The organism is Halobaculum sp. XH14, from assembly GCF_032116555.1.
Lineage (GTDB): Archaea > Halobacteriota > Halobacteria > Halobacteriales > Haloferacaceae > Halorarum > Halorarum halobium.
In genome coordinates this window covers 121,441-144,853 of the sequence record NZ_CP134951.1, presented here as the reverse complement: position 1 = coordinate 144,853, position 23,413 = coordinate 121,441, and the positions used below count along the sequence as shown (strand labels likewise).

The 23,413-nt window shown below is 71.4% G+C and carries 25 protein-coding genes and 1 pseudogene; 14 read left to right on the top strand and 12 right to left on the bottom strand.

What is annotated here, in order from left to right:
- Positions 1–84: 84 nt before the first annotated feature.
- The 3 genes and pseudogenes from RJT50_RS18365 to RJT50_RS18355 form a co-directional block, all read right to left on the bottom strand.
- Positions 85–357: pseudogene (locus RJT50_RS18365) on the bottom strand (winged helix-turn-helix domain-containing protein); the annotation flags it as partial.
- A gap of 251 nt (positions 358–608) precedes the next feature.
- Positions 609–1,277, bottom strand: coding sequence for a helix-turn-helix domain-containing protein (locus RJT50_RS18360; protein WP_313696192.1), 669 nt, complete (start codon positions 1,275–1,277; stop codon positions 609–611).
- A 133-nt stretch (positions 1,278–1,410) separates the two neighbouring features.
- Positions 1,411–1,746: a TFIIB-type zinc ribbon-containing protein gene (locus RJT50_RS18355; RefSeq protein WP_313696191.1), complete on the bottom strand. Its 336-nt coding sequence runs from the start codon at positions 1,744–1,746 to the stop codon at positions 1,411–1,413.
- Between the two features lie 138 nt (positions 1,747–1,884).
- Here RJT50_RS18355 and RJT50_RS18350 point away from each other — a divergent pair, with 138 nt between their 5' ends.
- Positions 1,885–2,223, top strand: coding sequence for a DUF5789 family protein (locus RJT50_RS18350; protein WP_313696190.1), 339 nt, complete (start codon positions 1,885–1,887; stop codon positions 2,221–2,223).
- A gap of 74 nt (positions 2,224–2,297) precedes the next feature.
- On the top strand, positions 2,298–3,164 hold the full coding sequence (locus RJT50_RS18345) for a helix-turn-helix domain-containing protein (RefSeq protein WP_313696189.1): 867 nt from the start codon (positions 2,298–2,300) through the stop codon (positions 3,162–3,164).
- Positions 3,165–3,181: 17 nt separating this feature from the next.
- Here the strand turns inward: RJT50_RS18345 and RJT50_RS18340 are convergent, their stop codons facing one another.
- Positions 3,182–3,541: a hypothetical protein gene (locus tag RJT50_RS18340; RefSeq protein ID WP_313696188.1), complete on the bottom strand. Its 360-nt coding sequence runs from the start codon at positions 3,539–3,541 to the stop codon at positions 3,182–3,184.
- A gap of 163 nt (positions 3,542–3,704) precedes the next feature.
- On the opposite strand from RJT50_RS18340, the gene RJT50_RS18335 reads away from it, so the two are divergent.
- On the top strand, positions 3,705–4,592 hold the full coding sequence (locus tag RJT50_RS18335) for a CBS domain-containing protein (protein WP_313696187.1): 888 nt from the start codon (positions 3,705–3,707) through the stop codon (positions 4,590–4,592).
- A 397-nt stretch (positions 4,593–4,989) separates the two neighbouring features.
- Positions 4,990–5,199 carry a dodecin family protein gene (locus RJT50_RS18330; protein WP_313696186.1) on the top strand — a complete coding sequence of 70 codons (210 nt, stop codon included), beginning with the start codon at positions 4,990–4,992 and terminating at the stop codon, positions 5,197–5,199.
- 22 nt (positions 5,200–5,221) lie between these two features.
- On the opposite strand, the gene RJT50_RS18325 is transcribed toward RJT50_RS18330, so the two are convergent.
- The 4 genes from RJT50_RS18325 to RJT50_RS18310 all read right to left on the bottom strand — a co-directional run bounded on the left by RJT50_RS18325 (position 5,222) and on the right by RJT50_RS18310 (position 8,196).
- Positions 5,222–5,374 carry a hypothetical protein gene (locus RJT50_RS18325; RefSeq protein WP_313696185.1) on the bottom strand — a complete coding sequence of 51 codons (153 nt, stop codon included), beginning with the start codon at positions 5,372–5,374 and terminating at the stop codon, positions 5,222–5,224.
- A 50-nt stretch (positions 5,375–5,424) separates the two neighbouring features.
- On the bottom strand, positions 5,425–6,087 hold the full coding sequence (locus tag RJT50_RS18320) for an NTP transferase domain-containing protein (protein ID WP_313696184.1): 663 nt from the start codon (positions 6,085–6,087) through the stop codon (positions 5,425–5,427).
- A complete protein-coding gene (locus RJT50_RS18315; protein ID WP_313696183.1) occupies positions 6,075–7,064 on the bottom strand; it encodes a CDP-glycerol glycerophosphotransferase family protein in 990 nt (329 codons plus the stop codon). The genes RJT50_RS18320 and RJT50_RS18315 overlap by 13 nt, the downstream gene beginning before the upstream one ends.
- Before the next feature lie 202 nt (positions 7,065–7,266).
- Complete coding sequence (locus tag RJT50_RS18310) at positions 7,267–8,196, bottom strand: endonuclease/exonuclease/phosphatase family protein (protein ID WP_313696182.1); 930 nt, start codon at positions 8,194–8,196, stop codon at positions 7,267–7,269.
- A gap of 294 nt (positions 8,197–8,490) precedes the next feature.
- On the opposite strand from RJT50_RS18310, the gene RJT50_RS18305 reads away from it, so the two are divergent.
- A complete protein-coding gene (locus tag RJT50_RS18305; protein ID WP_313696181.1) occupies positions 8,491–9,000 on the top strand; it encodes a hypothetical protein in 510 nt (169 codons plus the stop codon).
- Between the two features lie 53 nt (positions 9,001–9,053).
- A complete protein-coding gene (locus RJT50_RS18300; protein WP_313696180.1) occupies positions 9,054–9,362 on the top strand; it encodes a DUF7553 family protein in 309 nt (102 codons plus the stop codon).
- Between the two features lie 52 nt (positions 9,363–9,414).
- Here the strand turns inward: RJT50_RS18300 and RJT50_RS18295 are convergent, their stop codons facing one another.
- On the bottom strand, positions 9,415–10,269 hold the full coding sequence (locus RJT50_RS18295) for a GNAT family N-acetyltransferase (RefSeq protein ID WP_313696179.1): 855 nt from the start codon (positions 10,267–10,269) through the stop codon (positions 9,415–9,417).
- Between the two features lie 564 nt (positions 10,270–10,833).
- Here RJT50_RS18295 and RJT50_RS18290 point away from each other — a divergent pair.
- The 5 genes from RJT50_RS18290 to RJT50_RS18270 all read left to right on the top strand — a co-directional run bounded on the left by RJT50_RS18290 (position 10,834) and on the right by RJT50_RS18270 (position 16,483).
- The gene (locus tag RJT50_RS18290; RefSeq protein ID WP_313696178.1) at positions 10,834–12,420 is read left to right on the top strand and encodes an alpha,alpha-trehalose-phosphate synthase (UDP-forming); all 1,587 of its coding nucleotides are present in this window, start codon (positions 10,834–10,836) and stop codon (positions 12,418–12,420) included.
- A gap of 1 nt (position 12,421) precedes the next feature.
- Positions 12,422–13,249, top strand: coding sequence for a trehalose-phosphatase (gene otsB, locus RJT50_RS18285; RefSeq protein ID WP_313696177.1), 828 nt, complete (start codon positions 12,422–12,424; stop codon positions 13,247–13,249).
- A gap of 237 nt (positions 13,250–13,486) precedes the next feature.
- Positions 13,487–15,529 (top strand): bacterio-opsin activator domain-containing protein, encoded by a 2,043-nt coding sequence (locus RJT50_RS18280; RefSeq protein WP_313696176.1) that lies wholly within the window; start codon positions 13,487–13,489, stop codon positions 15,527–15,529.
- 237 nt (positions 15,530–15,766) lie between these two features.
- A complete protein-coding gene (locus tag RJT50_RS18275; protein WP_313696175.1) occupies positions 15,767–16,150 on the top strand; it encodes a DUF7344 domain-containing protein in 384 nt (127 codons plus the stop codon).
- 72 nt (positions 16,151–16,222) lie between these two features.
- Positions 16,223–16,483: a PRC-barrel domain containing protein gene (locus RJT50_RS18270; RefSeq protein WP_313696174.1), complete on the top strand. Its 261-nt coding sequence runs from the start codon at positions 16,223–16,225 to the stop codon at positions 16,481–16,483.
- Between the two features lie 70 nt (positions 16,484–16,553).
- On the opposite strand, the gene RJT50_RS18265 is transcribed toward RJT50_RS18270, so the two are convergent.
- Positions 16,554–17,183 carry a cupredoxin domain-containing protein gene (locus RJT50_RS18265; RefSeq protein WP_313696173.1) on the bottom strand — a complete coding sequence of 210 codons (630 nt, stop codon included), beginning with the start codon at positions 17,181–17,183 and terminating at the stop codon, positions 16,554–16,556.
- 379 nt (positions 17,184–17,562) lie between these two features.
- Here RJT50_RS18265 and RJT50_RS18260 point away from each other — a divergent pair, with 379 nt between their 5' ends.
- Positions 17,563–19,884 carry a PQQ-dependent sugar dehydrogenase gene (locus RJT50_RS18260; protein WP_313696172.1) on the top strand — a complete coding sequence of 774 codons (2,322 nt, stop codon included), beginning with the start codon at positions 17,563–17,565 and terminating at the stop codon, positions 19,882–19,884.
- Between the two features lie 62 nt (positions 19,885–19,946).
- Here the strand turns inward: RJT50_RS18260 and RJT50_RS18255 are convergent, their stop codons facing one another.
- Together RJT50_RS18255 and RJT50_RS18250 are read right to left on the bottom strand one after the other, a co-directional pair.
- Entirely contained in the window at positions 19,947–21,002 is a 1,056-nt protein-coding gene (locus RJT50_RS18255) for an AI-2E family transporter (protein ID WP_313696171.1), read from the bottom strand.
- 138 nt (positions 21,003–21,140) lie between these two features.
- On the bottom strand, positions 21,141–21,701 hold the full coding sequence (locus RJT50_RS18250) for a sugar O-acetyltransferase (RefSeq protein ID WP_313696170.1): 561 nt from the start codon (positions 21,699–21,701) through the stop codon (positions 21,141–21,143).
- 198 nt (positions 21,702–21,899) lie between these two features.
- Here RJT50_RS18250 and RJT50_RS18245 point away from each other — a divergent pair, with 198 nt between their 5' ends.
- Together RJT50_RS18245 and RJT50_RS18240 are read left to right on the top strand one after the other, a co-directional pair.
- A complete protein-coding gene (locus RJT50_RS18245) occupies positions 21,900–22,880 on the top strand; it encodes an oxidoreductase (RefSeq protein ID WP_313696169.1) in 981 nt (326 codons plus the stop codon).
- Between the two features lie 86 nt (positions 22,881–22,966).
- Positions 22,967–23,395, top strand: coding sequence for a Rieske (2Fe-2S) protein (locus RJT50_RS18240; protein ID WP_313696168.1), 429 nt, complete (start codon positions 22,967–22,969; stop codon positions 23,393–23,395).
- Positions 23,396–23,413: the final 18 nt, after the last annotated feature.

Below are 23,413 nucleotides of genomic sequence, written 5' to 3'. Positions count from 1 at the left end.
CGCCGTCCCGCTCCCGTTTTCCGCCCCGGTCTCCGGCTCGCTTCCGGCTCCCGTCTCGTCACCCGTCGCCGCGGCGTCTCCGCCGTCCACGGTGTCGAGGATCTCCTCGACCGTGTGCCAGTTCGTCTCGACCTGCTCGGTGAACAGGTAGACGGCCGCGTAGTCGTCGCCCGCCCGCCGGACGACGTTGTTGTCCATCAGCACGTCGAGGTGGTGTCTGACGGTCGTGTAATCGAGCTCGAGCGCGGTCGCGAGCTGGTTGGCGTTGCGCGGCCGCTCGTCGAGCAGTCGGAGGAGACGCGTCCGTGTCGGCCCGCCGCGGGAACTCGCGAGCAGGTACCAGAGCACGTCCTCCATCGGGGGTCCCGTTTCCGGGGAGGGGGTTTTACTCCTTCCCACGCCCCGGGCGGCGACTGACGGCCGCCCGCCCGAGACGCCCGGTCCCGCACCGAACTCCTCGCCCGGCTCCGCCGCCGTTCGATCCGGTCAGGTACTTAAAAGAAGAAAACTAAGAAGTTCGAAAGGAACTATGACGTAGTTCCGGAAAGAGTACCACGTCTCACCGCGAACACATCGCTCACGTCGCGGCCGTCACCGTCGCCGCCGATTCAGACCGTGGACGTTTCCAGATGCATCGCGTTGGCGATGAGCTTCTCGTGACCGCGCCGGAGCCGCTCGGAGAGCGCCTGATGCGAGACGCCGAAGCTGCCCGCGAGCTCCTCCAGGTTCGCCTCCCGCGGGACCGCGTAGTACCCCTCCCGGTACGCGCCGACGATGGTCTCGTACTGGTGCTCGGTCAGTCCGAACCACCCCCGCCTGAACGAGTCGGAAAGTTGAGTTATCTGTTTGATGTCGAGTGACACGTCGTACTCCTGGCACGACTGGTACATCGAGGCGACCGAGTCGTGTTCCGGGAACAGGATCCGGAAGTGCCAGTCGTCCGCTTTCGTCCTCGCGTCGAGGATGGTCGCGTCCTCCTCCTGGAGGACGTAAAAGAGGACGCGGACGTGCATCTCCCACTCGAGTTTCAGGAGGTACTCGGTGTCGAACTCGGTGACGACCGACACCTCCCGGGTCGTCGGGTCCTCCCGGACGGCGTCGGGAAGCGAGTCGAACGCGGCCCCGTCGTCGGCGGTCGCCCAGAGGAGCGGGAGCACGCGGTCCGTGCTGTTGGCGACCACGCGCACGATCTCGAACTCGGCCGAGGGCACCCGCTGGAACGTGTTCTCGAGCGCGAACTGTCCTGCCGGTAGCGTGGCTCTCACGATCGTCGTCATGGTGCTATGGTGGATTCACAACTATCGGATAAGAGGTGTTCCCCTAACTGTTGAGGTCCCTCGCGGCGGGCGTGCCGTGGTGGGCCGGAGGGGCCGCGCGCGGTCGAGCGGCCCGGGGACGCTGCCCGCACGGTCAGTCCTCCGTCCAGTACATCAGCGCCTCGCGCTCGATGCCGCAGTTGGGACACCGCGCGGGCAGGCCGTCGTCGATCTCGCCCATCTCGCCGCAGTTCAGACAGCGCCACATCAGCTCGGCCTCGCCGAACGCCTGCCCCGAGCGGGCGTGCGCGATGCTGAGCGACTCGACGCCGTCCCGGAGGCTGAGGAACAGGCCACCCTCCTCGAGGCCGCGGATGATCCCGACCGGGTCGCCCTCTTCCGTGTACAGCGTCTGTCCGAACGCGAGGTCGGCTCCGTCGGCGCCGGCGTCCTCGCCCTCCTCCATCGGCGTCTCTCCACGTCCGCTCATACGACCCGATTCGGGGGCTGGGAGCAAAGGTCTATCCGTGGGCTCCGACCCGTCCCGAAGCGCGGGACGGGCGACCCCAGACGGTCGGGAGGGACCCGCGACCGTGAATACTTGAGTCATCGCACCCGACACGCACCCATGGCACCCGACGACCCCGCCGAGCGCGACGCTCGCGACAGCGTCCAGGACGCCGCCGAGCGCCGGCAGCACGAGCGCGCCGAGTCGGTCGAGACCACCCTGGAGGCCGTTCGGGCGGACCTCGGGACCCACCAGTACCCCGTCACCAGCGAGGACCTGGCTGCCTACTACGCCGACGACCCGACGGACCTGCCGAACGAGACGGAGTCGCTCGGCAGCGCGTTCGGCCGCCTCGACCGGAGCTTCGCGGATCCCGACGAAGCGTTCGAGGCGCTCGTCTCCGAGTTCGAGGAGGGGCGCCTGGAGGGGAGCGAGGGCGGGTCGACCACGGACCGCTGAGTCGCGTCCCGCGTCAGTCCGCCGGGGCCGAGCGTGCAGGTTGAAGCCCCGGGCCCCCGTCGGTACATCCGCGAATGAAACTCGATGGGACGGACCAGGCGCTCCTGTCGGCGCTCGGCGACGACCAGCACACGGTCGAGGCGCTCGCGGCCGACCTCGACCGCCCGTCGGACGAACTCCGGAGTCGGTTGCGGGCGCTCGCGGACAACGGGCTGGTCACGGAGTCGACGGGGGGCGACGTTCGGCGGACCGACAGCGGTCGTCGCGTCGCCGCCAGGCGTGCCGGCGCGACCGACAGCCGCATCGACACCACGCCGGCCGTCGAGCGCGTGCTCGCGACGTTCCGGCTCCGTCCGGACGAGGCCGACGCCGTCAGGGACTCGTTCGCGTTCCTCCGCTACTGGGGGCGGGCCACCCCGGACGAACTGATCGACGCCATCCACCGTGAGGAACCCGCCGGGTACGCGACCGGCGACACGTGGTGGACCGACTGCGTGCGCGACCCGCTGGCCGCGCTCCCCCGCGTCGTCGCGCCGACGCGGCCGACCGACTCCTGGCGGTACGCCGGCCCGCCCGAATCGGCGACGTCGGGCGCGGACGGCACGCGGCGGCTCGGCCGCGGCGGCCATCGTCCGTTCGGCAGCGTGAAACAGGCCATCGAGTCGCTCGCGCTCGCTCCGGCCGAACGGGAGGCCGTCCGGGCCGCGTTCGGCGTCGTCCGGCGGCGGGGCGAGGCGTCCGAGCGCGACGTCGCCGCCGCCACGTTCCCGGACCACCCCGCCGGTTACCCGACGCCGGACGCGTGGACGGCCGGACTCGTCCGCCCCGCGTTCGCCCGGCTTCCCGGCGTGAGTCGTGTCCGTGGCGACGGCTGGCGGTATCGACGGCGATCCCCGCCCCGGCCACGCCGACGGCGTCCCGACGGACCCCGCGCTCTGTGAGGGACTGACTCGCCGCCCTAGAGCCCGGGGACCCCCACGGCCTCGAACGTGGCGAGCTCCAGGAACGCCAGGACGTACAGGATGACGAGCACCGACACCCAGGCGATGAGCGCGATGCCGGCCGACGTGGTCCAGCCGCCCGGGTAGCGCCAGTTGATGACCCCGAGGTACGCGATTAGCGCCAGCAGCGGGCCGAGGAAGGGGATCCCGCCGACGAAGAAGGCGATGACGGCCCAGACGACCGAGCCGATCAGGGCGGTCACGATGGCGTACGTGTAGTCGTCGGCGTCGGTGAGCACCCGTGCCCCGACGTAGATCCCGAGGGCCCCGATGAGGAGGCCGACGAGGAAGACGATGACGGTGTCGATGAGTGCCATGTCTCCTCCCCCACGGCCGCAGGCTTTGTTATAGCCGGGTTACGCGCGTCCGCGGCTGTCCCCTCGCGGGCGGCCGACGCCCGTGGCGTGCCCCCGGTTTTATCGGGACGTCACGCGTATCGGCTCCTTGCTAGCGCCGGCGCGTCGGCTAGCAGGTATCACCATGTACGGACCAACGGAGAACGACCCCTACGCTCGCACGGAAGCGTCGTATCAGCACCCCCAGCGCGAGTCAGCACGGCGGAGCCGCCAGGGCTACGGGCAGCAGGGCCAGCAGCCGGCGGGGGCCCGCTCCCGGCAGAACCCGCAGCGACAACAGCAGGGACGGCAGACTCAGCAGGGGATGAACCAGCAGGGAGTGAGCCAGCAGGGACTCGACCAGCAGGGACTCGACCAGCAGGGCTACGGCCAGCACCCCCAGGGGGCCGGCGGCCAGTCCGGCTACGAGGGACAGCAGACTCAGCAGGGGTACGCCCAGCAGCCACCCCGGGGAACGCCCCAGTATCGACACCAGCCGAACACCGCGTCACAGCAGCAGCCCCAGGGACGAGGGATGCAGTCTCAGATGCAGCCACCGAGCGCGCAGGCCGGCGGCGACCAGCAGTTCGGGGGGCGCGCCCGGCTTCGGCCGGTAGCGCTCGAGGAGGTCGTCCAGACCGACGTCGTCACCGTCGCGCCCGACGAGCCGGTGTCGGCGGCCGTCGGGACGATGGCCGAGGAGGTCGTCGGGAGCATCGTCGTCGTCGAGGACGACCGGCCGGTCGGCATCGTCACCGACCGCTCGGTGGCGCTGGCGCTCGACGCGACGCCCGACGTCGCCGAGCGAGACGTCGAGGAAGTGATGACGACCGACCCCGTGACGGCGACGATGGAGTCGAGCGTCTTCGACGCCATCGGCGTCCTCGAGGAGGCCGGCGTCCGCCGGCTCCCCATCGTCGACGCCGACGGACGGCTCGAGGGAATCGTCACGCTCGACGACGTCCTCGTCCTGCTCGGCTCGAAACTCGACGACGCAGCGGCGATCATCCGGGCACAGTCGCCCCGGTACTGACGCCGTCGGACGGCCGAGCCGCCCGAGTCGGCCGAATCCGGGAGCACACCCGGCGGACGAGGAGCCGCCCGGGCCGCGGGTTTCACCCGACCTACCGCCGCGTGGAGCACGACCCCCCACGCCGCCCCCGGCTGACGATTCACGCCGACTACTCCGGGCTAACACCGGCTTACTCCGGCGGGGGCGTCCCGCACGTCCGACGCGTGGGGGAGCCAACGCAATTACAGAGCTAGTACTGTAACAACCCGTCCCGGTTCCCCGGCTCCACGTCGGGAGCGGGGGTAAGCTCTTCTTACGTCGCGTCAGTCTCCCTCCGTTCGGCCGAACGCGACGGCTTCGGCCGGGAGACGGAGCGAACCACCCCAAGAACCTAATCCGAGTTCGTCGTACTACGCCCGTGACGACGATCAAGATAATCAAAGTCCTCGGGACGTCCGAGCAGTCCTGGGAGGACGCAGCGAAGGAGGCCATCGCCGAAGCGAACGAGACGATCGACGACATCCACGGCGTCGAGGTGGAGGGCTGGACCGCCGAGGTCGAGGACGGGGAGATCACCCAGTACAAGGCGACCGCGGAGGTGGCGTTCCCGGTCCACGACGAGCGATAACGCGGGAGGCTCCCCGCGGGGGCTACTCGGCCGTCCCGTCCCCGGCCTCCGCGTCGACCCGGGCGTCCGTCCGGCGGTCGACCGCGTCCTTCACGGCGCTGGCCGAGACCCCGTGGACGACCGCCGAGAGGAGGACGACTGCCCCGACGAGCGCGACCTCGTAGGCCTCGACCATCCGCTCACCCCGGCGTGTTCGCCGCGTGGACGGGTGTCCGGCGCACCGATTCAGCCCAGCGGCAGCCGTCCTTTCGCGGCGCGCCTGTCCCGCGGACGGTTGATCTCGACGTGGTCAGACTCCGGGATCTCGACGCCGCGGGTCGGCACGGTGAGGTACATCGAGGGGTACCAGCCGCCCCGGTTCCGGCGGAGGTGGGCGGCCGCCGCGTCGATGTGCTCGCGGTCGAGGACGCCCATCCCGGCGTGGCGGAAGCCGGTGATCTCCCCGTAGTCGGTGACTCGGCTCCGCTCGTCCAGCCGGATGGCGGTGTGTTCGGTCTGGATCCCGGGCAGGTGGACGACGACGCTCTCGCCCTCGAGGTCCCGGTAGCGCCGGCGCACGCTGGCGACCGCCTCGGGCGTGACGACCACGTCGCCGTTGAGCACGAGCACGTCGTCGTCGATCCCCTCCAGCGCCCGGTAGAGCGACTCGGCGTTGTCGTACTCGTCCCACGCCTCCACGACGACGGCCTGGGCCGTGTGCACGCGGTCGAGCACCTTCTCATGGCGGTAGCCGAGCGCGACGGTCACGTCCTCGACGTGCGGGTCGATCGCCTCGCGCTGGTACTCGTACAGCGTCCGCCCGCCGACCTCCATGAACGCCTTCGGCACGTCCTCGGTGTGTTCGCCCATCCGACTCCCCTCCCCGGCGGCGAGGATCACCGCGTGCATGCCAGCACCTCCGTCGCCGCGCGTTCGCCGGCACGACCGTCCATCGGGATCCCGAGGTCGGCCCGGAACGCCGCCCGGCGCTCCCGAACCGCCTCGGGCGGGCCGTGCGCGTACAGGTCGTCCACCGTCTCGAGGTCGAGTCGATCGGTCCGGTAGCCCGCGGGCGGAACCTCGCGGTCGTCCGCGTCGAGGGCCGTGAGCTGGATCAGCGGGCGGTCCGTGTGGAGCCACTCGGTGACGATGCCGGAGTAGTCGGAGACGAGTACATCCGCCGAGAGCAGGCTCTCGCCCGGCGTCCCTCCCTCGTCGAAGGTGACGTTCGGCAGCGACGCGATGCGCTCGCGGCACCGTTCTGTCACCGACTTCCCTGGCTCCTCTCGCCGATCCATCGGGTGCGGGCGAAACAGGAGTTCGTACTCGGTGTCGGCGAACGTGTCGAGGACGTGTTCGGCCGTGTGCAGGTAGCTCCCGCCGCCGTAGTTGTGGTTCGTCGGCGCGTAGAGTACTCGCCCCTCGCGGGGCGGGTCGGCCTCGACCAGCGCGTCGGCCTCCGGGACGCCGACGACTGCCACCGTGACGCCGTCCGGGAACCCCTCGCGGTAGCGCTCGCCCCAGCGCTCGCCCGGCGCGAGCGCGACGTCGACGACGTCGCGGAGCCGCCCGAGCGTCGTCCCGACCTCGCCCCGCCCGACGGACGCGCCGTGGCGGACGTGGACCACGGTTCGCTCGCCATCGAAGGCGAACCCGCCGGGGTCGAGCGTGTGGTTCCGGACGACGACGGCCGGGTCGACCCGCTCGACGGCGGCGTCGATGGACTCGCCCGGCTCGCGCTCGACCTCCCGGAGCGCGTCCGAGCATCCCTCGGCCTCCGGCCCGAGCGCGAGGAAGGCCGACTCGACGTCGACGTGTCGGTCGATCGCCTCGTACGTCTTCCGCATGAACGGCCGATCGAACGTGTACAGGATAGGTACCATCATATCACCTCGGTGGGCCTCTCGGGAGCTGACGGCGATAGCGCTCGGCCGCTCCATACCGGCCCGTATGACACCGTTTGTTTTACCGACTACCGCATAAAGGTGCGCCACGCGACCCCCGATCGGGTCGAATTCGTCCGATTCGACGCCGCTATCGCCGGAACGCGGGCGGGCCGACGGGCGGCGACCGCGACGTACGCCGCCCCTACTCGCCGACAGGGCTGCCGGTCCCCGTCGCCGGCGTCGAGACGCCCGCCCGGTCGGGCACCGGCACGGCGAGGTCGGCCACGATGGGCAGGTGGTCCGACGGGTAGCGGCCGTCGGCGGTCGTGTCCGCGGCGATCGCGTGGCTCGTGACCGGGACGTCCGGCGAGGCGAGCACGTGGTCGATCTTGCGGTCGGGGACGAGCGCGTCGAACTCGGTCCGGGTCGTCAGCGGGCCGTGGTGGGGCGTCTCGGCGGCGTGGTGGCAGTCCCGGAGGGACGGCGTCGCCGCTTCGTCTCCGCGGTCCGCCTCGTCCACCTCGCCGGCCCGCTCGGTCCCCACCAGATGCCGGTACGGCGCGTCGCCGGCGAGGCAGTTCAGGTCGCCGGTCACGACGACCGGCGTTCCCGGGGCGTGCCGGCGGACGCGCTCGCGGAGCAGCTCCGCGCTCCGGACCCGCGCGGTCTCGCCCTTGTGGTCGAAGTGCGTGTTGAAGTGGACGAGCTCCGCGCCGGTCGTCCGCTCGCGGAGGCGAACCCACCGGACCAGCCGCGGGAACTCGGCGTCCCAGCCGACGCTCCCCGGCTCGTCGGGCGTCTCCGAGAGCCAGAACGTCGAGCCGTCGACGCGCTCGAACCGGTCGGCGTCGTAGCCGACGGCGGCGTACTCGCCGGCGTTGCGCGCCGCCGCCCGGCCCGCGCTCAGCCACTCGTAGCCGGGCAGCCGCTCGCGCAGGTCCGCGAGCTGGTCGTGGAGCGCCTCCTGGAGCCCGACGACGTCGGGGCCGTGGAACCGAACCACGCTCGCCACGTCGTCGCGGCGCTCGCGCCAGGTGAACGGGTCCACCGGCGGGTTGTCGAAGCGCACGTTGTACGACATCACCGAGAGCCGCGTCGTCGTGCCCGCCGTCCCGGCGTCATCGTCACTCACTGCGGTTTCACCCGTCCTACCGCTCCCCGCGGTCCCGCCGGGCCGTCCCCCCGGCCGGTCGAACCCCCCTGTCCCGCGCCGCGCGGGTCGTCCGTCCTCATACTCGGGTTGGATGCCAGCCTACGCATATGCCTTGTGGATCGGTTCACCCCGTCCGTCGGCGGTTGGAAAGGTCACCCTACTCCGGTGGGGCCGGCCGGCGGTCGACACCGATCGGTCGTCGACCCGGCCGTCCGTCGCCGTGCCCCTGCAGCGCCCACGTTTTTCCCGCTGCCGTCCGACAGTCTCCCCACGGTGACGAGCCTGAAGTCACTCGCGCGGTCGACCGCGCGGTCGGTCACGGACGGCGACGACGGGGCGGCGAGCGACGCGGAGCGACGCCTGCACGCGGCGGTCGTCGGCCTGTCCGGTGGCGCACTGGCCACGGGAGTCATGTCGGCGTTCCGACTTCCCGTCGCGCGGTCGCCGCCGCCGACGGCGTGGCTCCTCGCACGGGTTCGCGGCGGGGATCCGTCCGACCACGTCGGGGTCGGCCTCCTCCTGCACCTGCTGTACGGGACGGTCGCGGGCGGCGTCTTCGGCGTGCTTACCGACCCGTTCCTGTCGGGGGCGGAAGCGACGCGGGAGCGCCGGGCGACGGCGCTGGGTGCGGCCTACGGCGCGCTGCTGTCGGCGTTCGGCGTCGCCGTCCTCCTCGACCGCCTGCTCGGCCTGGACCTCGACCCCGACGAGCGGTTCGTCTTCCACGTCAGCCACCTCGTCTACGGGCTGACGCTCGGCACCTGGGTCGGGTCGAACGAGTAGCGGCCGGGACCAGCCGGCCGTACGCTTTTTTCTTTGCTCGGCCAACGGTCCCCATGGTGGACGAGGAGGACGGCCAGTCGGAGGGAGGGCGGAGACCCGGGCGCGCCCTGGAGGAACTCGACCGCGCCGCCGCCGCGGCCGACGCCGAACGGAGGGAACAGCTCCGCTCCATCGAGGAGGGGTTCCGGGAGATCGTGGGCGGGGAGGCGACCGCGGACGCCGCCCCGCACGCCGACCGGATCGAGGAGCTGGAGGAGAAGCTCGCGGCGCTCGCGGGCCGGACGGACGGGGAGGTCAACCGGCGAATCAACACGGCGGAGGCGCTGATCGCCGGCTACTGGCGCGACGTCTCGGAGGAGTGAGACGCCGGCGCCGATCCGGACGCGGCCGCGGCGACCACGGACCGTCGGGTCCTCAGAGGTACGACCCGTCCCAGTCCGACGGCCGGTGGCGGTTGCCACACGCCGGGCAGACGACCCGGTCCTGCTGGTCGACCTCGGTCGTGACGGTCCGGCACGCCCCGCAGAAGTAGCCGTGGCGCGCCTCGAACTCCGCGGACTCGAACGCCGCGAAGAACGGGGCGATGGTGCCGGAGAGCGGGTCCTCGGGGTCGACGAACACCTCGGTCCCGTCGGGAGCCTCGGCGCGTTCGGGCGGCTCCTCGCCCTCGGCCAGCGGGTCGAACCCCTCGGTCTCGGCGGGGTCGACCGCGTTCGGGCTGGCGTACACCTCCGCGACGAGCGAGAGGTCGCCGAACTCGACGTCGGCGCGGTCGACGCGGACGAAGCCGAACTGCTCGCAGAACGTGCCGCCCTCGACGTCCTCGGCGAGGACGTTCGAGCGGACCGTCCGCGCGTCGCGCTCGTCGAACGCGTCCGTGAGCCGCTCGAACAGCGCCGTCCCGACGCCCGCGCCGCGCGCCTCGGGGTCGACGTGGAGCCAGCGGATCACCGCGCCGTCGTCCCCGAACTCGCCCTCCGCGAACCCCTCGACCGGTTTTCCCTCCCCCGGCTCCGCGACCTCCGTGCCGTCCCCCGTCTCGTCCGCGGCTCCGGCCGGCCCGCCGCCGGCGTCGCCCTCCCCGCGGGCGACGAGCATGACGACGTCCTCGCGGTCGGCTTTCCCGGCGAGCGCCGCCTCGGCGAACTCCTCGTCGACGACGGCGTCGATCTGGTCGGGGCTCAGCGCGTACGAGGCCCGCATCGAGCGGGAGACGACGTTGGCGACCGACGCGGCGTCGCGCGCGACGTCGAGCGGGACGAACTCCATGGGCTCCGGTTCGTCGCCACGGCCAATAAATCCGTTCGCGCCCCCGCCCAGCGCGGTCGCCCTGTGCCGCCAACCACCCTGCCACCGCCGCCCGGCGCTCCAAACGCCCCGTCCGGCGCCAGGCTCCGGGACGGACCCACCGCCATCCGTAACTGTCGTGCCGGCAGTGGCCGGCGGCGCTCGACGGGTCTCGCGGCCGATTCCCGGCGGGCGAGGCGGTCCCGTACGGGGACGAAACTGTTCGGCTTGCAGATTCAAGCACATGCGGCCGGCCGACCGCCCCGCAGTCACGCGGGAGTCGTTCAGCCCAGGTTACCGGGTTCGAGCGGTCACCGGGGCCGTTCGACGGCCCGCCTAACCGGTGAGCCTCGCCCCGACCGCGCCGGTTTCGAGGCGCTTTCCCCCCGACACGACGGCCGGCGTCCGCCTCGCGTCGCGGTCCCGGGGGCCTCGCCTGCCCCGTGTAAGCGCGTCGTTCGGCCGCGGTCCCGCGCCGCCGAGCGGGCGGGATGAATATGCCGGCAACGAGGATAGGGTCCAGCACGGGAAGGGGACGACGGGTACATGAATCCGAACTCGGAGTCGACTCCGGTCGGCCGGACGCGGCCGGAGACGTACGGCATCGGGGAGAACCTCGTGCTCGTCTCGAACCGTCAGCCGTACCGTCACCGGTACGAGGCAGTCGACAACGCAGGGGGGGAGAACGCGGGAACCGACGAGGCGGGCGACGACGAAGGAGGGGGCGGCGGGTCGGCCGAGGACGGGCGGCGGGTCGCCGTCGACAGCCCGGTCGGCGGGCTAACCGCCGGGCTCGACCCGGTGATGCGTCGGCTCGACGGCACCTGGGTCGCCTGGGGCGACGGCGACGCCGACTTCGCGGTCGCCGACGAGGCGGACCGCGTCGCCGTCCCGCCCGAGGACCCGGCCTACACGCTCCAGCGGGTCCGACTGTCCGAGGAGCAGGTCCGGGGCTACTACGACGGCTACGCGAACCAGGCGCTCTGGCCGCTCTATCACACCGCGACGTGCCGGGCGCGCTTCGACGCCGACCACTGGGAGCGGTACCGGGACGTGAACGGCGAGTTCGCCGACGCCGTCCTCTCCCACGCGGAGTCGGGCGGCGTCGTCTGGTTCCAGGACTATCACTTCGCGCTCGCGCCGCGGATGGTCAAGACCGCCGAACCCGAGGCGTTCCTGATGCACTTTTTCCACATCCCGTGGCCGGCCGCGGACGTGCTCCGCATCTGTCCCCAGCGGGCGGCCCTGCTCGACGGGCTGCTGGGGAACGACCTCCTCGGCTTCCACTGTCCCCAGTACTGCGCCCGGTTCCTCGAGTGCGTCGACGAACACCTGCCGAGCGCGGCCGTGGACTGGGGCGGCGGCGAGGTCCACTACGAGGGCCACACGACGACGGTCCGGGCGTTCCCGCTGGGCGTCGACGCCGACGACATCCGGGCCAAGAGCGAGGGCGCGGACGGCATCTTCTGGACGCGATTTCGGCACGCCCACGACATTGACGACGACGTGACCGTCGCGCTCGGCGTCGACCGCCTCGATTACACGAAGGGCATCCCGGAGCGCCTGGAGATGCTCGAACACCTCTTCGAGACGCGCCCGTCGCTGCGTGGGGAGCTCACGTACGTCCAGAAGGGCGGCGAGACGCGCGAGCGGGTCCCCGCCTACCAGCGGCTCCGCGAGCGCGTTGAGGACGGCGTCGAGCGCATCAACGACCGCTTCGGCACCGACGACTGGCAGCCGGTGGTGTACACGACCGAGATGTTCGACTACGACCGGCTCTGTGAGCTCTACCGGTTCAGCGACCTCGCGCTCGTCAGCCCCCTGCGGGACGGGATGAACCTCGTCGCCAAGGAGTACGTCGCGGCCCAGGTCGAGGACGACGGCGTGCTGCTGCTCAGCCCGCTCGCGGGGGCGTCGGAGGCGCTGGCCGAGGGCGCGGTCGAACTCGACCCGTACGACACGGCGGCGGGCGCGGCCGCCATCGAGCGCGCCATCGAGATGGACGACCGGGAGCGCCGCTCCCGGATGCGAGCGCTCCGCCGCCGGGTTCACGAGGGGGACCTCTCGGCGTGGCTCGACGACGTGCTGGAGACGGCCGGGGCGGTCCGCGAGGCCAGACCGGGGGGGAGCTGAGGTGTCCGACGGGATCGCCGACGGTCCCCCGGCGCTCACCCATCTGGAGCCGCATCCGGCGCTCGGGAACCGGCTCGCATCGGCGCCGGGAATCCTGTGCTGTCTCGACTTCGACGGGACGCTCGCGCCCATCGTGGAGGACCCCGCGGACGCCGAGTTGCTCCCGGCGGCCCGCGCGGCGCTGGAGCGGCTCGCCGGCGATCCGACCGTCACGGTGGCGGTCGTGAGCGGTCGCTCGCTCGCGGACCTCCGCGAGCGCGTCGACGTCGCGGACGTCGTCCACGCGGGCAACCACGGGCTCGAACTCGACGAGGGCTCGGCGTCGACGGTGGACCCGGAGGCCGTCGCGCGACGGCCGGCCGTCGAGGCCGCCGTCGCGCGGCTCCGGGCGGAACTGGACGGCGTCCCCGGCTGCATCGTCGAGGACAAGGGCGTCACCGCGTCGGTCCACTACCGACGGACGCCCGACGAACACGTCCCGACCGTCCGCGAGGCGGCCCGCGAGGCTGCCGCCGCGACCGACGGGCTCCGGCTCACCGAGGGCAAGCGCGTGCTCGAACTGCGGCCCGACGTCCCCGGCGGGAAGGACCGCGCGGTCCGGCGGCTCCGCGAGCACCACCCCGACGCGCTCCCGCTGTTCGTCGGCGACGACGTCACCGACGAGGACGCGTTCCGTGCGCTCCCGACGGAGGGCGTCGCCGTCCTCGTCGGCGACCGCGAGGACACGGCGGCGTCGATCCGCGTGCCGGCCCCTGACGACGCGGCGGCGTTCCTCCACTGGGTCGCGGACGTTCGCGCCGACGCGGACGGCCCGGGAGCCGGCACCTGACCGGCGGCTCGACGGGCGGGAGTCGTCACCAGGCCGGGAGCAGGCCACGAAGAGCAGGCGGCGGGTACCGGTGAGCAAACGAAGCCTACTGGTAACCACGTACGACTTTCCGCCAATCGGGAGGCACGTAACCCGATATAAACTGGACGGAAAACGACGAAAAATCGGTCCTCATCGTCTCTCTCGTCGGTTCAACCCAGTAATTTCTTGTACGGCCTTACACCTTGACCAATCAGGATGTCCGACCGCGACGCGCAGTCGAGGCTCGGCTCGGGCCGGGACCGGACGACGGACGGGGACCGGAACCTGACGGGAGGAGCGGAGCGGGACCCGCTGCTCGGGCTGCTCGAGACGGGCGTCTGTCGGCTCGACGCCGACGGCGCGGTCGTCGAGGTCAACGGCGCGTTCCTCGAAACCCTCGGCCGCGAGCGGTCGGCGCTGCTCGGCGAGGCGCTCTCGGCGTTCGTCGTGGCGGACGACCGCCCGCGTCTCTCCGCCGTGTTGAGCTGGTACGACTCGGAGAACGCGACCGACGGGGTGCGGTTCGACGCCGTCCGCGCCCGGTTCGTGACCGGCGACGGCGAGCGCCTCGCGCGCGAACTCAGGCTCGATGCGGCCCGCCCCGCCGCGGCCGGTCGGACCGTCGCCGTCCTCGGCGAGCCGGCCGACGACGGGTCGATCGACGCGAGCCCGGACCTCCCGGGGCTCGTCGACGACCTGCCGGCGATGGCCTACCGCTGCCGTGACCCCGGCGGGACCCCGGACGTCGTCACCGACGGCAGCGTCGACGTGGCCGGCTACGACCCCGAGGCGCTGGAGTCGGGCGCGGTGGGCTGGCGCGACGACGTCGTCCACCCCGAGGACCGCGACCGCGTCCGCGGGGCGGTCAGGGAGGCGGTGACCCGGGGGGACTCGTTCGCCACGGCGTACCGCATCCGGCCCGCCGGGGGCGGCACCCGTCGGGTCAACGAGTACGGTCGGGCGGTTCGCGGGCCGGACGGGGAGCCGGTCGCCATCGACGGCGTCGTCGTCGACGCCACCGACCGGACGGCCGCGGGCGATCCGGCCGACGGGACGGGGGAGCGACGTGGCGGGGACGACGAGTTTGCGGCGATCGTCAGCCGGATCAGCGCGGGCGTCGTCCGGCAGCCGACCCGGGACGAGATCGAGCGGTTCGTCTGCGACCGGCTCGCGGCCGTCGACGCCGTCGCGTTCGCCTGGATCGGCGGGATCGACTCCCGGAGCGAGGAGGTGACCCTGCGCGCGGAGGCGGGGGTCGAGGAGTATCTCGACGGGACCGGGATCGAGTTCCGGGAGGAGGGTCGCGGGGGACCGACCGGCCGGGCGGTCCGGACCGGCGAGCCGCAGGTGGTCTCGGACGTGCGCGCGGACCCGGAGTACGAGCACCGGCGCGAACACGCGAGCGAGCACGGCTACCGCTCCGCGGTCGCCGTCCCGATCAGCCACGAGGACACGCGCTACGGCGTGTTGAACGTGTACGCCGGCCGCCCGAACGCGTTCGCGGGCGAGCGCCGGGCGATGGTCGACGGGCTGGGCAGGACGGTCGGCCACGCCATCGCCGCCCTCGAGCGGAAGCGGGCGCTGACGAACGACGAGATGGTCGAACTCGAGTTGCGCCTCCGGGACCTCCCGTCGGCGTTCGACCTGCCCGACGCCGACGGGGAGATCCGGTTCGAGCGCGCGATCCCGCTGGAGGGCGGCGAGTACCTCGAGTACGGGACCGCGACGCCGGAGATGGTCGAGACGCTGCGGCTGCTGCCCGACCGGCTCGACTTCGTGGACGAGCTTCACGTCCGCGAGGAGACCGACGCGCGCGTCCGGTTCGAGTCGCGACTCTCGGAGCCGCCGCTGAGCTGCATCATGGCGAGGCGCGGGAGCCGGCTCACCGAGGCGGTCGTGAGGGACGGCGACTACCACATCGTGGTGCAGCTGTCGCCGGGAACCGACGTGCGGCGGGTCCTGCGGACGGTCCGGGAGTCGTACCCCGACGTGGAGTTCGTCTCCCAGCGCCAGGTGTCCGAGCCGTCGCCCCGGCCCGGGACGCTCGGGACGTCGGTGCTCGGGGAACTGACGACGCGCCAGCGCACCGTGATCGAGTCGGCCTACTTCGCCGGCTTCTTCGAGTGGCCGCGCGGCGCGACCGGCGAGGAGGTCGCCGAGTCGCTCGACATCGCCGGGTCGACGTTCCACCAGCACCTGCGGAAGGCCCAGGGCACCGTGCTCGAACAGCTCCTCTCGGAGGTCGCGGTCTCGTCGTAGGCGGTTGCGGTCGCGGGCCGGTTCCGGCGGCCGGTCGGTGCGCTCACCGTGCGCCCGATGACACCTCGACGGACGCACGCCGTTCACTCGACGTCCGTCCCACGCCGATTCGACGAGCAGGCGACGCGCCGTCCCGCCGGAACGCCGTCCGTCGGTGGGATCGGATTACCGGTGCACACGCAGTGCCTAAGTGTTGAGGCTGTATGCATATCCCTCGGCGGTTCCATCTCCACCTGTATGCCCCACACCGACAGGACTGCGTCGCCCCAGCCTGCAGGAATCCGGACGCTGGAGTCGAGTGAGGTCGACGAGCTGTTCGACGTCCTCCGTCACCCGCGTCGCCGGTACCTCCTCCGGGCGCTCGAGGACGCCGACGAACGGCCCCTCGACGACCTCGTCGCCGACGTCGTCCGGCAGGAGCGCCGCGCGCGGGGCCAGGGCCCCGACGTCGAGCGTCACGACCAGGTCCGGCTGACGATGTTCCACAGCCACCTGCCGAAACTGGAGGACGTCGGACTCGTCGACTGTGACTACGGCACGGAGACGGTCACCGTCGAGGACGGGGAGAAACTGGCGCTGTTGACCCGGCTCCGCTCGCTCGTCGACTCGTCGGTCGACTGACCCCCGGACGGGCGTCCCGCTTGCAAATACGGGCACGGGGGTTTTCCGGCACCTGACCAATCGTCTCCCGCGATGGAAAACAACGACACCGACCGCTCGGTCACCGAGGACGACGTCGGCAAGGAGGTCGTGTACGGCGAGGACACCGTCGGGCGAATCGTCGACGTGCGACACGGGACGGCGTACGTCGACCCCGACCCGGGAATCGTCGAGACCATCTCGGCGAAACTTGGCTGGGCGGACGCGTCGGACGAGGAGGGAGCGTATCCGCTCCAGGAGGAGACGGTGGCGCGGGTCACCGACGACGCGGTCCGTCTCCGAACCGACCTGTAGCACGGACGCCCGGACCGACCGGGTCACCCCGCCGATCTTCTTCGGCCGCCGACGCGTGGAGGATCCGTCCTCAGGCGCTCACCGCGATCTCGCCGACCATCGTCGTCGGGTGGATCGTGCAGACGTAGGTCGTCATCTCCTCGGTGACCGTGAACGAGAACGTCGTCACCACGCCCTGCTCGGAGGTCCGTTCGCTCTGTTCGAGCACGTTGCCGTCGGCGTCCTGCACCGTGAAGTCGTGGGGCTGGCCGTCGCCGTTCTCCCAGCTGACCTCAACCTGCTGGCCCGCCTGCCACTGGAGCGTCGGGTTCTCCCGTCCGGCGATCGCGGCGGGAGCCTCGCCCGTCCACGCCTCGACCACCCCGGTGAACTCGTAGCTGCCCGCACCGCCGGCCGTTTCGGTTCCCGCTTCGGTTCCGGTCCCCGTTTCGGTCCCGGTGGCGGCGTCGGTTTCGGTCCCCGTTTCGGTGTCCGTCCCTTCCCCGGTCGCGGTGTCGGTCGCCTCCCCCGCGGTGGTGTCGGTCTCCGTCGACGTCTCCTCCGCGGTTCGTGTCGGCGTTCCGGTCGCGGGTTCGGTTCCGTCGCCGGCGTCCGTCTCGGTGCCCAGCCCCTCGCCGTCCTGGGGCGACGAGCACCCCGCGAGGCCGGCGACGCCGATGCTTACGACACTCGCTCCACGAAGCAGCGTCCGACGGTCCATACCTCCCGCGTTGCGACAGCGTCCGCTTGACGGGTCGGGTTGTATATGCCGGGTTTCAGCCCTCCTACCGTCCGTTCGACGGGACTATCCTCGTCGCCACGACCCGCGCGTGAGACGCCGGCGGCCCCTCGCGGCCCCGCCGAGCGATGGTTCGTTCAGATACTCGACCGTTCCGGGGGATAGACGGTGGCTATCGGCGGTAAGCCCGCCGAACGGGATCGGAGCGAACGCGACCCGTCCGGCGGAGTGACGACGCCGACATCGCGGACGTAAGACACCGTTTCAGCACCTGACGGGACGAATGACGGTGTTATTCCGGTCGAGCACGGGTAAACGAACGTGGGCATTTTTTGAACGGCAGGTCGATACGTTTTCGCTCATGCCACCAGATGAGACATCCGACCGGCACGAGCAGGCGTCGACGGACGAGGCGGGCGGCCGCGAACCACGGGGGACCTGGCGGACGTCACGGCGGCGGCTCCTGGGTGCCGCGGCGGCGGGAGGAATCGCGTCCGGCTTCGCCGGCGCGAGCTTCGCCCAGCAGACGACCGTGATCGAACTGCTCGGCGTGACTCCCGGGTGGGAGTACGAGGGGGACACGTCCGCGCCGTACATCGGCGGGACGAGCACGACGAACCCGACCCTCCGGCTACAGCCCGGCCAGGAGTACGAGGTGACGTGGGAGAACGGCGACGGACAGCCGCACAACTTCGTCGTGCAGGACGACCAGGGGAACGACCTCGTCCGGACCGAGCTCATGAGCGAGCAGGGCGCGACCCAGACGGTGACGTTCACGGCCAGCGAGGAGATGACGACGTACCTCTGTGAGGCCCACCCGAACACGATGATCGGCGACGTCGAGACGGCGGGCGGGAGCGGCGGGGGGACCGACGCGCTCGGGAACACGGGCTTTTTCGCCCCCGGCACGGAGGTCGGCTACGAGACGGTCGCCGAGGGGATGACCGCGCCGACGGACTTCGCGGTCGCCGACGGGGAGCAGGAACGCTACTTCGTCGCCGACCAGACCGGCGAACTCTGGGTCGTCACCCCCGAGGGCGGCCGCCGGTCGGAGCCGTTCGTCGACGTGAGCGACCTGATGGTCGAACTCGGGACGTTCTACGGCTCCTACGCCAGCCAGACGCAGTCGTACGACGAGCGCGGCCTGCTCGGCGTCGAGTTCCACCCCGAGTTCGCGAGCAACGGGCGGTTCTACCTCCACTACAGCGCGCCCCCGACCCAGGAACTCATCGACATGGGCTGGGACCACGTGGAGGTCGTCTCCGAGTTCCAGGCGGCCGAAGACCTGAGCAGTGCGAGCGCGGACAGCGAGACGCGCCTGCTCTCGATCCCCTCGCCCCAGTACAACCACGACGGCGGCCCCATCGCGTTCGGCCCGGACGGCTACCTCTACGTCCCGATGGGAGACGGCGGCGGGGCCAACGACGACATGTACGGCCACGTCGACGACTGGTACGACGCCAACGCGGGCGGAAACGGGCAGGACGTCGAGGACAACCTCCTGGGCGACGTGCTCCGGATCGACGTCGACGGCGGCGACGCCGCGGGCGACGCGGGAACCGGCACGGGAACCGACACGCCGACGGGGACGCCCGCCGGCACCGCGACGGAAGACGGGACCGGAACGCCCGAGGGCACGGAGACGGCCGCTCCGGGCGACGGCGACGCCGGAGCCCGGAACTACGGCATCCCCGAGGACAACCCGTTCGCGGGCGAGGATACCCCCGGCCTCGACGAGATCTACGCCTACGGCTTCCGCAACCCGTTCGGCATCTCGTTCGACGGCGAGGGGAACCTGTTCGTCGCCGACGCGGGCCAGAACCTCTGGGAGGAGGCCGACCTCGTCGAGAACGGCGGCAACTACGGCTGGAACGTGAAGGAGGGTACCCACTGTTTCAGCACGGAGGACCCGAGCCAGGTCGACGCCGTAACCGACTGTCCCGACACGGAGCCGAACGAGGCTCCCTACGACGGGTCGGAACTGCAGGACCCCATCGTGGAGTTCCCCCACCAGTACGAGGGCGAGAGCGTCGGCATCACCATCGTCGGCGGCCACCGCTACGAGGCGAGCACCATCCCCGGCCTGACGGGCAAGTACGTCTACGGCGTGTGGACCTCGGACCCGGCCCGTGCCGAACCCGACGGTCGGGTGCTCACGGCGACGCCGCCCGCGGGGTTCGACAGCGACGGGGCGACCACGACGCCCGACGGTACCGGGACCGCCGGCGGGAACGAGTCGGACGCCGGCACGGCCGTCGGCAACGAGACCGGGGGCGGCACGGAGACCGGAACCGGGACCGGAACTGGAACGGGGACCCCCGGGGGGCCCTCCGAGGGCGACGTGCCGCGCGACGAGCTCTGGGAGATGGAGGAACTCGTCTTCACCGAGGGGTTCAGCTTCTTCGTCCGGATGTTCGGGCGGGACAACGACGGGGAGCTGTACGTCCTCGTCAACGAGGAGGGCGTCCCCGAGGGCGACACCGGCCGCGTCGTCAGGATCGTCCCGCCGGAGGAGGGCGAGACGCCCGAGGAGACGGGGACGCCGACCGGGACCGACGCCGTCGGAAACGAAACCGACGCGACGGGGACGGCGACCGGAACCGCGATGGGCAACGAGACGACCGAGACGACCGACGGTACCACCGCCACCGACGCCATTGATACCACCAACACTACCGAGTAGGACGGGCCGGGGTTCGCCGGCCGCCGTTTCCCCCGCCCCGCGACCGCTACGAGGGTGACCGGTCACTCGGTGAACACCCGTTTCCGACCCGTCTCGACCAGGTTCGGGAGGATCCGCGTGGCGAAGTGGACGAACAGCACCAGCACGACGGGACCCAGAAACAGCCCGTACCAGCCGAACGCGAACGTGCCGAACACGTACGAGAGCAGCATCAGCCCCATGTTGACGTTCCCCTTCGACACGTACGAGCGGATGAACACGTCCGGAACCGTGTCCACGACGACGACGGTGACGACGAAGAACGCGACCGGAACCCACAGCGGCACCACGTCGCCGGTGAGACTCCGGACGAGCAGGTAGCCGGCGTACGGGACGTAGACGATCTTGATGCCAAGCACCGGCAAGAGGGTGAAGACGCCGACGAGCAGCGCGAGCAGGAGTGGCGGGGTGACGCCGGCGTCGGGCGGGGCGACGAGGTTGAACGCCAGGAACACGACGGCGGCGATGACCGCCGTGATGGCGACGGTGAGGACGTTGCCCACGTACACCGTCGAGAGGTCGGCGTCGACGGCCTCCGCGAACGCCACCGCGCCGTCGACGCCGCCGAACGTCCGGCGGTACCACGCGGCGGCAGCGTGGCCGTCCCGGAGCAGGTAGAACGCGACCGTGAGGATGACGAACAGGCGGACGAACCAGATGAAGATGGCCCCCGCCGAGTCCGCGAGCAGGTCGGCGTTCTCACCCAGGAGCCCGACCAGTTCGTCCGGCCGCGCCAGCGACGCGATGTTCACGTACGGGGCCAGCATCTCCCGGTAGGCTTCGAGCTGATCGCCCTGGAACAGCTGTCCGACCTCGCGGAGCGCGACGAGCCCGGTGTAGGCGATGACGAGCAGCAGCGGGAGCCCGACGACCAGCAGCGTCACCAGCGCGGACACGTCACGGCGGCGGGTCCGGGCCGCGAGCCGTCGAAACACGGGCCGTGTCGCGTAGTAGAGGAACACGCCCACGACGATCGAGCCGACGAACGAGCGGGCGAGGTAGGCCGCGAGTCCCGTGATGAGGAGGCCGACGGCGGCCCACGCGAGCCGCTCGCGGTTCTGCTCCCAGGCGCCGTCCATACCCTCATCTCGGCGGGAGACGCGAAAAGCGCTCTCCCGACGGTCGAATCCGGGAAGACGAGAAAAGATATGTATACTGACAGTACATGAGACAGTTCGAAATGATTGGACGAGTTCGGCCCGCGGATCGGGGCCGAGTCAGTCCCGCGTGCTCCCCCTGATCACCGTCGCAGGGTTGCCCCCGACGACGCCGTCGGGGACGTCCTCGGTCACGACCGCGCCGGAGGCGACGACGGCGTCGTCGCCGACGGTGACTCCCGGGTTGAGCACCGCCCGCCCGCCGATCCAGACGTTGTCGCCGACCGTGACGGGCTCGCCCCACTCCGTGCCGGTGGCCCGCTCTGCCGGGTCGAGCGGGTGCGTCGCGGTGTAGACGTGGACGCCGGGGCCGAGCTTGCAGTCCCGTCCGAACTCCACGCGACAGCAGTCGAGCACGACGCAGTCGAAGTTCGCGTAGAAGTTCTCGCCGACGTGAACGTTGTCGCCGTAGTCACAGCGGAACGGCGGTTCGACGTACGGGTCGTCACCGACCGTGCCGAACAGCTCCGCGAGCAACCGGTCCCGTCGGTCCGACTCGTCCGCAGTCGTCCGGTTGTACCGTCGGACGAGTCGCCTCGCCCGCTCGCGCTCGGCCACGAGTTCCGGGTCGGTCGGGTCGTAGCGATCGCCGTTCAGCATCCTCTCGCGTTCGGAGGCCATTCATTCCGGCTACGTGGACGGACCGCAAAGGTCCCCGCGGTTCCCGCCGGCGAGGGCCTCTCCCCGGAGGAGCCGGATCGATCTTCGAACGTAACAGATTTCAATACTACATTTATTTCTTAGGTGTATCGGAACGCGGGTTCGGGCGGCGCGCCGGTCGGGGCCACAGGTTTAGGTCGTAGCACCCCACGGACCGGTATGACCTGGACGGCGGCGGACGTTCCGGACCAGTCCGACCGACGCGCGGTCGTGACCGGGGCGAACAGCGGCATCGGACTGGAGGCGACCCGAGAACTGGCCCGCGCCGGCGCGACGGTCGTGATGGCGTGCCGGGGCGTCGAACGCGGCGAGTCGGCCGCGAGGGACGTCCGCGGGGACGTCCCCGACGCGGACCTGACGGTCGCGGAACTCGACCTCGCGGACCTCGATTCGGTCCGGTCGTTCGCGGCCGACGAGCGCGAGAAGCCCGATATCGACGTGCTGCTCAACAACGCCGGCGTGATGGCGATCCCCCGGCGCGAGACGGCCGACGGGTTCGAGACGCAGTTCGGGGTGAACCACCTCGGCCACTTCGCGCTCACGGGCCTGCTGTTCGAGGACCTCGCGGACGACGCGCGGGTCGTCACCGTCTCCAGCGGCCTCCACGAGAACGGCCGCATCGACTTCGAGGACCTGCACGGCGAGCGGGAGTACGACCGGTGGGACGCCTACGGCCAGTCGAAACTGGCGAACCTGCTGTTCGCGTACGAACTGGATCGGCGCGCGGACGACGCAGAATCGGCGGAAACAGCGGCAGATTCGGTTCCGGCCGACGTGACGAGCGTGGGGGTCCACCCCGGCTACGCCGCCACGAACCTCCAGTCCCGCGGCGCGGAGATGGACGGCTCGCGCCTCAAGGCACTCGTGATGCGCGCGGCGAACGCGGTGCTCGGCCAGTCGGCGGCCGCCGGCGCGCTCCCGTCGCTGTACGCCGCCACCGCGCCGGACGTCGAGGGCGGCGCGTACTACGGTCCCGGCGGGCTCATGAACATGCGCGGCGCGCCCGAGCGGCAGGAGTCGTCCGACCGCTCGCACGACCGGGCCGCCGCGCGACGGCTCTGGGCCGTCTCGCGCGAGCAGACCGGCGTCTCGTTCCCGCTGCCGCGCCCCGAGGACGAGGCCCCTCCGGCCGAGCAGTAGCGGTCCCTGCACGGGGTTCGGAGGGACGTCGGTCGCGGGGACGCGCCGAGGGAAAGAAATTTCGCCGACGGGCGGGTCTCGCGGATGTGAGCACACGCACCGAACTCACGACGGTCGAGGCGGTCCGCGAGGGGCGCTCGTGGCTGTTCACGGCCACCGACGCCCACGGCACCGACGACGAGGTGATCCTGGTCCCCTGTGAGGACGGCGTGGAGGCGTGGGTGAACCGCTGTACGCACGAGGCCCAGCGGCTCGACCGCGGGATGGGCGTCGCGATGCGCGACGGGGAGCTGATCTGTCCGAAACACGGGTCGACGTTCGACTCCTGTTCGGGCCACTGTGACAACGGCGACGCCGCCCACACGACGCTCGTCGGCGTCGACGTGAGCGTCGAGGACGGGACGGTGTATCTCACCGACGACGGCTACGCGTTCGTCCACGAGGGCGGCATCGAGGACGACGACGGCTGGGGCGACGACGACGGCCCGAGTTCGACCTCCCACCTCTCGTTTTGAGGGCGGGCGGCGGGCGCG

What these genes read in the sequence shown, in the direction of transcription:
- RJT50_RS18360 (WP_313696192.1), bottom strand. Translation starts at nt 1,277, where the DNA reads ATGACGACGATCGTGAGAGCCACGCTACCGGCAGGACAGTTCGCGCTC.
- RJT50_RS18355 (WP_313696191.1), bottom strand. Translation starts at nt 1,746, where the DNA reads ATGAGCGGACGTGGAGAGACGCCGATGGAGGAGGGCGAGGACGCCGGC.
- RJT50_RS18350 (WP_313696190.1), top strand. Translation starts at nt 1,885, where the DNA reads ATGGCACCCGACGACCCCGCCGAGCGCGACGCTCGCGACAGCGTCCAG.
- RJT50_RS18345 (WP_313696189.1), top strand. Translation starts at nt 2,298, where the DNA reads ATGAAACTCGATGGGACGGACCAGGCGCTCCTGTCGGCGCTCGGCGAC.
- RJT50_RS18340 (WP_313696188.1), bottom strand. Translation starts at nt 3,541, where the DNA reads ATGGCACTCATCGACACCGTCATCGTCTTCCTCGTCGGCCTCCTCATC.
- RJT50_RS18335 (WP_313696187.1), top strand. Translation starts at nt 3,705, where the DNA reads ATGTACGGACCAACGGAGAACGACCCCTACGCTCGCACGGAAGCGTCG.
- RJT50_RS18325 (WP_313696185.1), bottom strand. Translation starts at nt 5,374, where the DNA reads ATGGTCGAGGCCTACGAGGTCGCGCTCGTCGGGGCAGTCGTCCTCCTC.
- RJT50_RS18320 (WP_313696184.1), bottom strand. Translation starts at nt 6,087, where the DNA reads ATGCACGCGGTGATCCTCGCCGCCGGGGAGGGGAGTCGGATGGGCGAA.
- RJT50_RS18315 (WP_313696183.1), bottom strand. Translation starts at nt 7,064, where the DNA reads ATGATGGTACCTATCCTGTACACGTTCGATCGGCCGTTCATGCGGAAG.
- RJT50_RS18300 (WP_313696180.1), top strand. Translation starts at nt 9,054, where the DNA reads ATGGTGGACGAGGAGGACGGCCAGTCGGAGGGAGGGCGGAGACCCGGG.
- RJT50_RS18295 (WP_313696179.1), bottom strand. Translation starts at nt 10,269, where the DNA reads ATGGAGTTCGTCCCGCTCGACGTCGCGCGCGACGCCGCGTCGGTCGCC.
- RJT50_RS18290 (WP_313696178.1), top strand. Translation starts at nt 10,834, where the DNA reads ATGAATCCGAACTCGGAGTCGACTCCGGTCGGCCGGACGCGGCCGGAG.
- RJT50_RS18280 (WP_313696176.1), top strand. Translation starts at nt 13,487, where the DNA reads ATGTCCGACCGCGACGCGCAGTCGAGGCTCGGCTCGGGCCGGGACCGG.
- RJT50_RS18275 (WP_313696175.1), top strand. Translation starts at nt 15,767, where the DNA reads ATGCCCCACACCGACAGGACTGCGTCGCCCCAGCCTGCAGGAATCCGG.
- RJT50_RS18270 (WP_313696174.1), top strand. Translation starts at nt 16,223, where the DNA reads ATGGAAAACAACGACACCGACCGCTCGGTCACCGAGGACGACGTCGGC.
- RJT50_RS18265 (WP_313696173.1), bottom strand. Translation starts at nt 17,183, where the DNA reads ATGGACCGTCGGACGCTGCTTCGTGGAGCGAGTGTCGTAAGCATCGGC.
- RJT50_RS18260 (WP_313696172.1), top strand. Translation starts at nt 17,563, where the DNA reads ATGCCACCAGATGAGACATCCGACCGGCACGAGCAGGCGTCGACGGAC.
- RJT50_RS18255 (WP_313696171.1), bottom strand. Translation starts at nt 21,002, where the DNA reads ATGGACGGCGCCTGGGAGCAGAACCGCGAGCGGCTCGCGTGGGCCGCC.
- RJT50_RS18250 (WP_313696170.1), bottom strand. Translation starts at nt 21,701, where the DNA reads ATGGCCTCCGAACGCGAGAGGATGCTGAACGGCGATCGCTACGACCCG.
- RJT50_RS18245 (WP_313696169.1), top strand. Translation starts at nt 21,900, where the DNA reads ATGACCTGGACGGCGGCGGACGTTCCGGACCAGTCCGACCGACGCGCG.